At 66.0% G+C, this 12,738-nt stretch carries 6 protein-coding genes; 3 read left to right on the top strand and 3 right to left on the bottom strand.

The annotated features are described in order from the left end of the window. Window positions 1-61 precede the first annotated feature (61 nt). From C0Z19_RS16545 to ppc, 3 genes are all read right to left on the bottom strand, one after another. Window positions 62-1,054: a response regulator gene (locus C0Z19_RS16545; RefSeq protein WP_199180781.1), complete on the bottom strand. Its 993-nt coding sequence runs from the start codon at window positions 1,052-1,054 to the stop codon at window positions 62-64. 25 nt (window positions 1,055-1,079) lie between these two features. Next, window positions 1,080-4,745, bottom strand: coding sequence for a PAS domain S-box protein (locus C0Z19_RS16540; RefSeq protein WP_158243000.1), 3,666 nt, complete (start codon window positions 4,743-4,745; stop codon window positions 1,080-1,082). A 376-nt stretch (window positions 4,746-5,121) separates the two neighbouring features. Beyond that, window positions 5,122-8,091, bottom strand: a complete 2,970-nt coding sequence (gene ppc, locus C0Z19_RS16535) for a phosphoenolpyruvate carboxylase (RefSeq protein WP_102610918.1) — start codon at window positions 8,089-8,091, stop codon at window positions 5,122-5,124. 257 nt (window positions 8,092-8,348) lie between these two features. On the opposite strand from ppc, the gene hemC reads away from it, so the two are divergent. From hemC to C0Z19_RS16520, 3 genes are read left to right on the top strand one after another with little or no spacing between them, the layout of a single operon-like run. After that, the gene (gene hemC, locus C0Z19_RS16530; protein ID WP_102610917.1) at window positions 8,349-9,332 is read left to right on the top strand and encodes a hydroxymethylbilane synthase; all 984 of its coding nucleotides are present in this window, start codon (window positions 8,349-8,351) and stop codon (window positions 9,330-9,332) included. Between the two features lie 51 nt (window positions 9,333-9,383). After that, a complete protein-coding gene (gene hemDX, locus C0Z19_RS16525) occupies window positions 9,384-11,510 on the top strand; it encodes a fused uroporphyrinogen-III synthase HemD/membrane protein HemX (protein WP_102610965.1) in 2,127 nt (708 codons plus the stop codon). Window positions 11,511-11,512: 2 nt separating this feature from the next. Further along, a complete protein-coding gene (locus C0Z19_RS16520; protein WP_102610916.1) occupies window positions 11,513-12,709 on the top strand; it encodes a heme biosynthesis protein HemY in 1,197 nt (398 codons plus the stop codon). Window positions 12,710-12,738: the final 29 nt, after the last annotated feature.

Genomic DNA, 12,738 nt, shown 5'->3' with positions numbered 1-12,738 from the left:
CTTCTTACATCACTTGGTGCGGGTTGAGCGTGCTGCGTGCCGGTTCCATGGCGAAACGCGCTTACGAAACGGCCAATGCCGGCAGGAATTGACGCAGCTTTTCATGCAGCGTGTTCTTGTCGAATGGCTTGACCAGGAAATCGGCGGCGCCGGCTTTCAGGCTGTCGACGACGATGTTGCGCTCGCTGTGGCCCGTCACCATCAGAATCGGCACGTGCCCGAACTGCCCGATCGATTTGATCTTGCGCGTCGCTTCGACGCCGCTCGTATCGGGCAGGCCGACATCCATCAGCACGAGGTCCGGCTTGTGTTCCCACATCTGGTCGAGCGCTTGCGCGCCGCTGCCGGCGAACAGCACGTCGATGTCGAGGCCATTCATCAAGCGACCGATCAGCTTCTGCTGAAACTCGTCGTCCTCCACGATCAGCACCGCCAATCGCTGCGGCACGGTCGTTTGTTGGGCGCCGGCTTGCTGCGCACGGGCGGCGGAGAGTGCCGCTGCCTGCGCATCTTTTGCCGTCGCGCCGAGCACGACCGTGTCCGTATCGGCTTCGACACGCGCGGCGGGCGCGGGCCTCGGCGCGCTCACGCCGGCCGGCGCCGCGCGCGGGGCCACATCGCCGGCTTCGGCCTTGGCCGCCATGATCCGCAGCGCCTGATGCACGGACATGCGGATGCGCGGCGCGTCGTTGGTCGCCGGCCAAAACAACACGTAGTCGTCGAAGTGCCCTTTGCTGCAGAGGTCGTAGACGTTCCAGACGTCGTGCTTGTTGCAAAGCACGACGACGCGGTGGCGCGTCTCATGCACGACCGAGCTCAGCCGATACAGCCCGATGTAGTAACGCTGCGCGGCTTCGAGCGAATCGAAGGCGAGCACGAGCACGGTGGGGCGCTGGGCTTCGAAGTCCTCGACGGCGAATTCAGGCCGGGTCGACAGCTTCACGTTGTGGAATTCGTCCTGCAACAGCTTGCCCACGAGTTCGGCATCGGCCACCGATTCGCTCGCAACGAGCACCGCTGCGCGCTTGGGAGTCAGATCGATATCTTCCATCATGACGATTGATCCGAAGGAGTCCTAACTATTTGATTTCCGCTGCGAGCAAATGCTCGAGCGCGTCCTCGACGGCGGCAAGCGCCGCGTCGAACTGCTTCGCCCAATTCGCAAGCAGGGCGAGATCGCCGGCCTTGCCGGCGTTTTCCAATTCGGCGCACAGATCGCCGAGCATCAAAGCACCGACCGAGCGCGACGACGATTTGAGCTTGTGCGCAATCGCCCCCGCCTCGCGGCCGCGGCCCGCGTCGCAGTGCGAGCGCAGCTCCGCCGCCAGACGCCCCACGGACTGCTGATAATCGGAAAGCAGCTCGCGCACGATTTCGGGATCGTCGCCGACGATCCCTTTGAGCACGTCGATGTCCACGGCCTGCTCGTGTTGCGGCGGCGCCGGTGCGGCCGGTGCAGGGGTCGATGCCGCGGCCGCGTCGTGCGCGGGAAAATGCGAATCGAGCACCGCTTGCAGACGGGCGAGTTGTAGCGGCTTCGTCAGATAACCATCCATGCCGACGGCCTTCGCGCGCGCGGCTTCGCCTTGCACGGCGTTGGCCGTCAATGCGACGATCGGCAGGCGCACGCCGGGCGCTTCTTCGCGGCGGATCGTCTCGACGAGCTCGTAGCCGTCCATTTCCGGCATATGCAGGTCCGTCAGCAGCAACGCGTAGCGATTGGCGCGCCATAGCGCGAGCGCTTCGCGCCCATCGCCTGCGATTTCCGCCACATGCCCCAGCAAGCCCAATTGACGCAGGATCACCTTCTGATTGATCGCGTCGTCCTCGGCCACGAGAATGAGGCGTCCCAACTCGCGCGCCTGCGCGACCGACAGGGCGGGGCCGGCGGAGCCCGAACCGATCCGTTGGGCGCCGTTCGCGCCGGCGGTCGCATGCCCATGCGCACGACCCACTTCGGCGACGCTCTCGCCAATTTCCAACGGCAGGCTGACCGTGAACGTCGAGCCTTCCCCTTGTACGCTCTGCGCCGATACGTCACCGCCCATCAACTCGCACAGCCTCCGGCAGATGGCGAGACCGAGGCCGGTGCCGCCGAAGCGGCGCGTCGTCGAGGCTTCGGCCTGCGTGAACGGCTTGAACAGTTTGGGCAGCGTGTCGGCCGACATGCCGATGCCGTTGTCGATGACCTTGAAGCTCACGTGGGCTCGCTTCTGATCCGACGGGTCTGGCCGGCAATCGACGACAACGCTGACAGCGCCAGGCTTGCCAGGCCGCCCGCCCGAGAATTTGATCGCATTGCCGACGAGGTTGTAGAGCACCTGGCGCAACCGCGTGTCGTCGGATAGCACCACCTGTGGCACGTCGGGCGAGACCGACTTCTGCAGCCTGACTCCCGCGCGCTCGGCCACGGTCTTCAGCGAATGGCAGACGCCGTCGACGAGGTGGGCGATCGACAGCGGGACGCGTTCAATATGAAGCCGGCCCGCTTCGATCTTGGAAAAGTCGAGGATGTCGTCGATCAGCGTGAGCAACGCGTTGGCCGACTCGCGGACCGTCGTGACCATATCGCCCTGGTCGCCCGAAAGCGGTGTCTGCGACAGCACTTCGATCATGCCGATGACGCCGTTCATCGGCGTGCGGATCTCGTGGCTCATCGTCGCGAGGAAGGCGCTCTTGGCACGCGAAGCCGCCTCGGCGTCGGCGCGCGCCTGTTCGAGCTGCTGCGTCGCGCGCCGGCTTTCGGTCACGTCGCGCGCCGTCGCATAGATGAGTCCTTCGAGCTGAATCGCCTTCCACGACAGCCAGCGCGTCCCGCCATCCTTGCAGAGATAGCGGTTCTCGAACTGATCGATCGGCTCACCGGGGCGGCGGCCTTCGATTTTATGCACCGTGCTCGCGCGGTCTTCCGGGTGCACGAAATCGATGAACGGGCGTGAGAGCAGTTCCTCGGCCGACCAGCCGAGCACTTTCGTAAATGCCGGATTGACGCGCTTGAAGCGGCCGGCGGGATCGGCGAGACAGGTCAGATCGAGCGACAGATCGAACAGGCGATCGCGCTGCGTTTCAGCCTCTTTGCGGCCCGTCACGTCTTGCAGCATGACGAGTGCGCCGCGGACGCCGTCGAGCTCGTACGGGACCGCCGTCATTTCGCCGATGAAGGCGTTGCCGTCGAGCCGCAGGCATTTGACCTCGCGCGCGGGTGCGGCCGTGTAGCGCAACAGGAGCCGGCCGATACGCTCTTCCACGACCTCGCGGTGTTCGGCATGCACGAACTCGATGATCGAGAGCCCGCGAATCTGTGCGGCCGAATACGCGCCGAGCATTTCAAGCGCTTTAGGATTGGCGAACGCGATCGTGAATTCCTGAATCAGGAACACCGCATAAGGCGAGAGTTCGATCAGTTGCCGGTAGCGCGCCTCGCTGTGCATGAGCGCCTGCTCGCTCAGATGCTCGCGACTCACGTCGCGGATCAGGGCAACGACGCCGTTCGAATTCGCTCCGCGTCGTTCGACGCGCATTTCATAGACGCAGGGATACGGCGTTTCGAGGTGGAACACCTCGCTGGCCGAATGTTCGAGGTCGATCCCACGCAGCATCTGCGCGAAGTGCGCGGATTTTTCGTCGCGATCGGCGCTGCGGTCGTCGCGGAAGAACGCGCGCGCGACCTGTTCGGGCGTACTCGATCCGATCTCGTCGCCGTGCCAGCCGAGCAGCTCGATCAGGCGCGGATTGTGGCCGTCGATCTGGCCGTCGGCGGAAAGGCCAAGCGCGGCATCCGGAATGGCTGTGAAGAGCGCGTCGGCCCGCGTCGCTTCGTCCGTGGTGCGGGCGAGCGCTTCGCGTTCGCGCTCCGACGCGGCTTGCAGGCGACGGAACAGCCGCCCCTGGTTCGCTTCTGCTGCGACGATCAGGGCAGTCAGAATGACGCCGGCGAGCAACAGCGCAAGCATGCGCATGCGGAACGCCGCAAGATAATCGGCGTTCGAAAAGCCCACTTCGACGACGAGCGGGTCATCGGGCAATGTCTTATAGCTGACGGTGCGCTGGACGCCGTCGATCGGGCTGGTCTCATCGAAATGGCCGCGGGGAGCGTGTGCCAGGGCGCTGCGCAGTGCTGCGTTGGCGGGCAGACGCTGCCAGTCGAGGTTTTCGCGATCGCCGCTGCGGCGCGCGCGAATCCCGAAGTCTCGGGTGCCGATCACGCTGACGAGGCCGTCGTGGCCGATCTGCAGCGCGTCGTAGAGTTCGGTCAGATAGGCGGGCGGCATCGAGACGACGACGACGCCGACAAAACGTCCCTGTGCATCGTTGATACGCCGCGAAAGTTGAATCGAGACCTGTCCGCTTACCCGCCCGATGACGGGGCGGCCGACGAACAGGCGCGTGTTCGCGTCGTCGATATGAACGCGAAAGTGCTCGCGATCCGACAAGTCGATCGGCCTGAAATCCGGCATGGTAGAGGCGCGCAAGATGCCGTGTTTATCGATGACGGCAACCTGGATGAACACGTCCATGTCGAGCAGTCCCGAATGAACGTAGTCCTGCAGCGGGAGTCCGACGCCGTCGCGCCGCACCAGCCACGCCACCACGGAGGACACCTGAGCGGCTTCACGTAGCACGCGCGACGTATGCGCGGCGAGCGCATCGGCCAGCGTGTCGGTCTGCACCCGCTCGCTGTGGAGTTCCGTTCTGGCGTCCCAGGTCGCGAAGGCGCCCAACGCAATCCAGAGCGCCAAAATCAATCCGAGCGCCGTTGCGTGGTTGACACGGAACGCGCGGGAAGGATGAGCCAGTAATCGGGGGAGTCGCGCCACGTTAATCATCTGCTGCAAGCGTTTTTACCGGTTCATGTCCCTGGTTTTTCGCGCGGTTGCACGCGCCCGCGGGGATTTCACTCGCCTCGACCTTCATCGAATAGCGAAAAAAGCGACATATCGAAAATCAGGAAACCGGATTCTTCAGGTTTTTTATCGACCAAAACGAGCTAAAACTTGAGCCGGGCAGATCGGTGTAAACGCTTAATGCTTATCCCACCCCCGAAGACGAATAAGCAAATAAAAAGGGCTGTCGCATTCGCGAACAGCCCTTTTTTACCGCACCGCCGCGCGGCGGTGCGCCTTAGCCCGTATTGCGCAGGCCGGCGGCGATACCGTTGATCGTCAAATGAATGCCGCGCCGCAACCGCGCGTGCGTATTGCCGGCGCGGTGGCGCTTGAGCAATTCGACCTGCAGGTGGTTAAGCGGGTCGAGATACGGGAAGCGGTTTTTGATCGAGCGCGCGAGCAACGGATTGTCGGCCAGCCGCTCGTTCTTACCGGTGATTTCCGACAATGCGTGCGAGGTGCGTTCCCATTCGGCGACGATGCGTTCGAACACGAGCTTGCGCAGCTTTTTGTCTTGCACGAGTTGCGCGTAGCGCGATGCCACAGCCAGATCGGTCTTGGCCAGCACCATGTCCATGTTCGACAGCAGCGTCGTGAAGAACGGCCAGCTCTTGTACATCTTGCGCAACGTCGAAAGCCGGCGCGCGCGTTCGGCTTCGCTGGCGGCGCCTTCCAGATGCGCAGCCACGGCGCTGCCGAAACCGTACCAGCCCGTCAGCAAAAGGCGGCATTGCCCCCACGAGAAGCCCCACGGAATGGCGCGCAAGTCTTCGATGCGGCGATGCTTCGGGTCCTGCAGCTTGCGCGAAGCCGGCCGGCTGCCGATATTGAGCTCGGCGATTTCGGAAATCGGCGTCGATTCAAAGAAATAATCGGTGAAGCCCGGCGTTTCGTACACAAGCGCGCGATAGGCGGCCATTGCGGCGTCCGAGAGCGACTGCATCGTCTCCTCGAACGCCGACAGATTGGCCGGTGCATTGCCTTGCGGCAGCAACGTCGCTTCGAGCGTGGCCGCGATGACGGTTTCCAGGTTGCGCCGCCCGATCTCGGGGTTGCCGAACTTGCTCGCGATGACTTCGCCTTGCTCGGTCAGACGGATTTGACCCTGGACCGTGCCCGGCGGCTGCGACAAGATGGCCTGGTAGGTCGGGCCGCCGCCGCGACCGACCGTGCCGCCGCGGCCGTGGAAGAGCCGCAGCGTGATGTCGCGCTCGCGAAACAGCGCGACGAGGGCGAGTTCGGCGCGATAGAGCTCCCAGTTCGACGTCAGGAAGCCGCCGTCCTTGTTGCTGTCGGAGTAGCCGAGCATGACCTCCTGCTCGCCGCCCTGATGCGCGACCAAAGCGTCGACGCCCGGCAGCGCGAAGAACTCGCGCATGATGACGGGCGCGTTGCGCAAGTCGGCAATCGTCTCGAACAACGGGATCACCATCAGCGCATTCTTCGCCCCGGCGCCGCGTGCGTTGCTGCCCAGCGTGCCTTCGAGCAAGCCCGCTTCCTTTTGCAGCAGCAGGACTTCGACGAGGTCGCTGACGGTTTCCGTATGCGAAATGATGTAGTTGCGAACGGAACGCGCACCGAACCGTTCGCGCGTGGCGCGCGCCGTTTCGAGCACGCGCATTTCGCTTTGCACGAGCGGCGAATAGGCGAGATACGGCGAGCGCAGCAACCGCGGCTGTTCGAGTTCGGCCAGCAGCACGCGCAGTTTGTCGGCTTCGGACAGCGACGCGTAATCGTCCTCGACGCCGGCGCGCGCGAGCAGTTCGGCGATCACGGCCTCATGCACGTCGGAACTCTGGCGCAGATCGATCGATGCGAGGTGAAAGCCGAACACCTGCGCGGCGCGCGCGAGCGGCGCCAGCCGCGGCGTGGCCAGCGAGGCGCCGTGATGCGCAGCGAGCGAATCGACGAGCACTGTCAGATCGGCCGCGAAGGCTTGCGCGTCGGCGTAGGGCGCCGCGTCGGGGGCAACCCCGCTGCGCGTATGCACGACACCTTCGCCAAGCAGCGCGCGCGCCGTTGCGGCCAGACGCGCGTACACGCCGATCAGCGCGCGCCGATACGGCTCGTCGACGCGGTGCGGCGATTGGTCGGGCGACGCGGCGGCGAGTGCTTTCAACGCTTCGCTCGAACCGGCGAGCAGATTCGAAACCGACAGTTCGGCGCCGAGTGCGTGGACCTCTTCGAGATAGTGTTCGAGGATGACGGTGGCTTGGCGCGTGATCGCATGCTCGAGCGTGTCTGCCGTCACGTTCGGATTGCCGTCGCGGTCGCCGCCGATCCAGCTGCCCATTTGAAAGAACGCGGGGACATGCGCCGGCGTGCCCGTGTGTTCGGCGAGCGCCGTTTCGATATCGTCGTAAAGCGCGGGAATCTCGTTGAGGAACGTGGTGCGGTAGTACGACAGCGCGTTTTCGATTTCATCGGCGACGGTCAGGCGCGAGTCGCGCAACATGCGCGTTTGCCAGAGCGTCGTCACGCGTGCGCGCAGCATCGCTTCGTTGCCCGCGCGCTCGCGCTCGGTCAGCGGCTGGTCGCGCTCGGCCAGCAGGCGCGCGATGTCGTGCTGCGCGTCGAGAATGCTCTTGCGCTGCACTTCGGTGGGGTGGGCCGTCAGCACGGGCACGATCAGTGCGTCATCGAAGAACCGGGCCAGCGCAGCGGCGTCGGGATTGCCGTTCAGCGCGAGGTGGCCGAGCGCGTACGCGATCGTGCCCGCTTGCGGAGCCGAGCCCGCGAGCGCGTGAATGCGGCGACGCCGGTTGTGGTGGCGGTCTTCGGCGATATTGGCCAGATGCGAGAAGAAGCTGAACGCGCGCACGACGCTGACTGTCTGCCCGGGTTCGAGCGCGCGCAGTTGCTTTTCGAGCGACTGCGCGGCGCTGATGTCCTCCTCGCGCCGGAATTTGACGGCGCTTTGCCGAATCGTTTCGACGACGTCGAACACGGCGTCGCCTTCCTGCTCGCGCACCACGTCGCCGAGCAGGCGGCCGAGATAGCGGATGTCCTGGAACAGCGGCTGATCTTTGTCTTCGCGGCCGCGACCGGCCGGTTTGGAGGGAGCAGGGCGGGCCGCGCCGTTGGTGCGGGCGCCGGTGGCAGCGGGTGCGGCGGCGCGCACAGCGGCTGACGCGGCGGCCTTTGCGGATGAACGGGGCGATGCATCGTTGCGGCGGGCGGTGCGCGCCGATCCGGAAGACGTCACGGTGAATTCCTCAGTGAAGCCAGGGTGAAAGGGGCTACAACAGGCAGATACGCAAAACTGACGAAACGACTGCAAACTGCGGATGGGCGCTCAGGTCCTGTTTCCGTTCCTCACGGCGCGGCGTTCGTGGCGACGCACCCGGACGCCGGCGGCGCGCTGATAGAGCGCGCCTGTTCACCGGCAAGCGCGAAAAATGGGGCAGGGCGTGCGTGCTACCATTTCCCGATGTTCGATCCCGTCATTCGAAGTGTTGACTCATGAATTCCGAGACGCTTTCAGCCGCACCGCCTGCCAAACTCGTGATTGCTTCGCGAGAGAGTCGTCTCGCGATGTGGCAGGCCGAGTTCGTCCGCGATGCGCTGCGGAAATTATATCCATCTTGCGACGTGCAAATTCTGGGAATGACGACACGCGGCGATCAGATTCTCGATCGCACCCTGTCGAAGGTCGGTGGTAAGGGCCTGTTCGTCAAAGAGTTGGAAAACGCGTTGGCCGACGGCAGGGCCGATCTGGCCGTGCATTCGCTCAAGGATGTGCCGATGGCGCTGCCCGAAGGCTTCCTGCTGGCGGCCGTGATGGAGCGCGAAGATCCGCGCGACGCGTTCGTCTCGAACGATTTCGACTCGCTCGACGCCTTGCCGGCCGGCAGCGTCGTCGGCACGGCCAGTTTGCGCCGCGAGGCGATGTTGCGCGCGCGCTACCCCGACCTCGTCGTCGCGCCGCTGCGCGGCAATCTCGATACGCGTCTGTCCAAGCTCGATCGCGGCGATTTCGCGGCCATCATTCTGGCGAGCGCCGGGCTGATACGGCTCGGGCTGGCGGCGCGAATTCGTGCCTCGCTCGATGTCGAAGACAGCCTGCCGGCTGCCGGACAAGGTGCGCTCGGCATCGAAATCCTCGCCGGGCGCCCCGATCTGCAGGCTTGGCTTGCCCCGCTGAAGCACGAGCCGACGCGGTTGGCCGTCGAAGCGGAGCGGGCCGTCTCACGCGCGCTCGGCGGCAGTTGCGATGTGCCGTTGGCCGCCCATGCAAGCTGGCAGGGCGAGCGCATGCATCTGGCAAGTAGCGTCTCGATGCCTGACGGCAGTCGCGCGGCGTTCGCGCAAGCGTCGGCGCCGGTGGCCAGCGACGTCGATGCGCTTGCGCTGGGCGACGCCGTTGCGCGTTCGCTCGTGGCGCAAGGGGCGCGCGCCGTCGTCGACGAGCTCGCGGCCGCGCGCGGCGCCGAGCCGGCCGCCTAGGGCGCTGCACCGATCGTGACGAGCGTCGAGCCCGGCCGCGGCGAGTCCAGCGTGAACGCTGGCGCTGCGCGCTTCACCGTTGTGCTGACGCGCCCAGCCGGGCAATCGGCCGCGCTTGCCGCCGCGCTCGAACGCGAGGGCATCGCCGCCTTCGATTTCCCATTGATCGAGATCGCGCCTGCCGAAGACCTGGCGCCGTTGCGCGAACGATTGGCTTCGCTGGAACGGTTCGCGCTCGTGGTCTTCGTCTCGCCGAACGCGATCGAGCGTGCGTTGGAGCTTGCGACCCGGCTCACGCCCGGCTTTGTTTGGCCGCGCTCCGTCCCCATCGGCGTCGTCGGGCCCGGCAGCGTCGCCGCGTTGGCCCGGCACGGCATCGTCGCGCCGGCCTACGAAGTCATCGCACCGGCGGGGGCGCAGGCGCCCGATGAGGGCGTCACATTTCGTGCGGGCGCCACGCACGGCTATGCTGATGCACCGGGTGCACCGGGCCAGGCGCAAGCCCCGTCCGCCGTGGCTTGCGCGAATGACGAAAGCAACGGCGACGCCGACTCCGGCGCCCGTTTCGATTCCGAGGCGCTGCTGGCCGCGCTGTCGCAGCGCTTGGGGCTGTCCTCTCTCGACGCCCATTCCGTGCTGATCGTGCGCGGCGACGGCGGCCGCGAGTGGCTGGCCGAGCGACTGCGCGAGGCGGGCGCGCATGTGCAAGCCGTGTGCGCCTACCGGCGTGTCGTCCCCGCTGTCTCCGACGCGACCTGGACGCGCGTGCGCGCCCTTTTGGGTGGCGCGCCGCATGCCTGGCTGCTCACGAGTTCGGAGGCAGTGCGCAATCTCGACGCGATGGCGCGCACGGCGCTCACCGATGCCGAACACGAGGCGCTGCTGCATGCTCCGCTCGTCGCGCCGCACCCGCGCATCGCCGAAACGGCGAGGGCGTTGGGTTTTGATACGATTACGGCATCCGGCCCCGGCGATGCTCGCATCCTCGGGGCGTTGCGCGCCTTATCCGCATCGTCTCGCGCCTTCCTCGAACAACCGGCTCAGGCCTTCTCCTCGACCCATTCGCGCATGACTGATACGAACCAAGAACCGTCTCCCGCGTCGTTTCCGCCGGCTGCGCCGCCGCCTTTTCCGCCTTTGACGCCGCCTGTCTACGAGGCGCCGCCCCGGCGCCGCAACGGCCTCGTCTGGCTCGTCGTGCTCCTGCTCGCGATCGCGACGGGCGTCGCCGCGTTCGCCTTCAACCGTAAGCTCGACCGGCTCGATGCGCGGCTCGCCGCGCGCCAGCAGGCGCTCGACGCTCAAACCGCGGAGCTGCGCGCCAAAACCGATCAAGCCGTGGCGACGGCGCATCAGGCCGACGCCGCGCTTTCGCAGTTGCAAGGCAAGCTCTCCGACGCGCAGACGGCCCAGCAGGCGCTGCAGCAGCAGTACCAGGACCTCGCGCGGAACCGTGACGATTGGACGCTCGCCGAAGTCGAGCAGATGCTGTCCAGCGCCAGCGAGCAGTTGCAACTCACGGGCAATACGCAGCTCGCGTTGTTCGCGCTGCAAAGCGCCGATACGCGGCTCGCTGCCTCGGCGAGCCCGCAGGCCCTCGTCGTGCGTCGCGCGATCGCCGCAGACATCGACAAGTTGAAGGCCGCGCCGTCTACCGATCTGACAGGGCTCGCGATCAAGCTCGACGATGCGATCGGGCAGATCGACGCGCTGCCGTTGCTGGGCGAAGCACCGGCCCCGCACACCGCATCGGCATCGGCTGCGTCGGCTCCGGTTGCGGCGAGCGGCGCCGCCCCCGGCGAGTCGCGCGTGGCCCATTGGTGGCGCGTGTTCTCGCAAGCGGCCGGCGACGAACTCAAAAACCTTGTCCAAGTGCGCCGGCTCGATAACGCCGATGCGATGCTCAACACGCCGGAGCAGGGCGAATTCATCCGCGAGAACGTGAAGCTGCGTTTGCTCTCGGCGCGCCTCGGGCTGCTTTCCCGCAACGAGGCGACGCTGAAGTCCGATCTGCAAGCCGCCGATGCCGCGCTCGCACGCTACTTCGACGGTGCCTCGAAACGCACGCAAACGGTCCGCGCGCTGGTCCAGGACGTCGCCCAGGGCGCGGCGACGGTTGAAGTGCCGAACCTGAACTCGAGCCTGCAGGCGGTTCACAACTATAAGAGCCGAGGCTGACGATGGCGCTCAGAGGACTCGTGTGGCTCGCCTTGTTGTTCGTGCTCGCCGTCGTGCTGGCCACGGTCGGCCATTTCGACGCCGGGCAGGTGCTGCTCGTCTATCCGCCGTATCGCATCGACGTGTCGCTCAATCTCGTCGTCGTCGGCGTGATCGCGCTGTTCATCGTGCTCTATGCGCTGATCCGCATCGGCCGTAACGTCTGGACGATGCCGCAGCGCGTGGCCGCCTACCGCGTGCGCGCCAAGGAAGCGAAGGCCCATGCGGCGTTGCGCGAGGCGATCGGCAACCTCTACGCCGGGCGTTTTTCACGCGCGGAAAAGGCGGCTCGCGAAGCGCTTTCGTCGCCGGCGAATAAAGGCGCGGCCGGGCTGATCGCCGCCGTGGCTGCGCATCGCATGCGCGAGTACGTGCGCCGCGACGAATGGCTTGCGGCGATCGATGCCCCCGATTGGCAGGATGCCCGTCTGATGGCCAGCGCCGATATGCGCGCCGACGGCCGCGACCCCGACGGCGCGCTTGCGGCGCTGACGGAAATGCAGGCGCAAGGCACGCGCCGCATCCATGCGCAGCAAATCGCGCTGCGCGCGCAGCAGCAATTGAAGAATTGGGCCGAAGTGCTCAAGCTCGTCAAGACGCTCGAAAAGCGCGAGGCGCTGCATCCGGCCGTTGCCGTGCGGTTGCGTCAGCAGGCGGCCGAGAATCTGCTGCGCGATCGACGCCATGACCCCGAGGCACTGCTCGCGCTCTGGCATTCGCTTGCGCCGGTCGAGCGGCAATCGCCGCGGCTTGCCGATCTGGCCGCCGAGCTGCTGATCGCCCTGAACCGGCACCCGGAGGCGCGCAAGATCGTCGAAGAGGCGCTCGCGCACAACTGGGATGCGCGCCTGTTGCGTCGCTACCCCGAAACAGCGCAACCCGACGACGCGCTGCCGCTGATTCAAAAGGCGGAAGCGTGGCGCAAGGAGCGTCCCGAGGATCCCGATCTGCTGTTCGCGCTGGGTCGGTTGTGCCTGCACCAGCAGCTGTGGGGCAAGGCGCAGTCGTTCCTCGAATCGGCGCTCAGGCTCGCCGACGACAACGACGCGCTCGTGATCCGCACGCATCGCTCGCTTGCGCGACTGTTCGAGCAGCTTGGCGATACCGCGCGTGCGAGCGAACACTACCGCGCCAGTTCGTTGGCGATGAAGATCGTCTAAGCGAAGCCGGCAACGATCGCGACAACATC

It is taken from the genome of Trinickia soli, assembly GCF_002879855.1.
GTDB lineage: Bacteria > Pseudomonadota > Gammaproteobacteria > Burkholderiales > Burkholderiaceae > Trinickia > Trinickia soli.
The sequence above is the reverse complement of the archived record's forward strand: the minus strand, read 5'-3'. Positions and strand labels throughout refer to the sequence as shown.

Excerpts from the sequence above, each read along its gene's own strand:
- hemC (WP_102610917.1), top strand. The coding sequence starts at position 8,349 with ATGAATTCCGAGACGCTTTCAGCCGCACCGCCTGCCAAACTCGTGATT.
- C0Z19_RS16545 (WP_199180781.1), bottom strand. The coding sequence starts at position 1,054 with ATGATGGAAGATATCGATCTGACTCCCAAGCGCGCAGCGGTGCTCGTT.
- C0Z19_RS16520 (WP_102610916.1), top strand. The coding sequence starts at position 11,513 with ATGGCGCTCAGAGGACTCGTGTGGCTCGCCTTGTTGTTCGTGCTCGCC.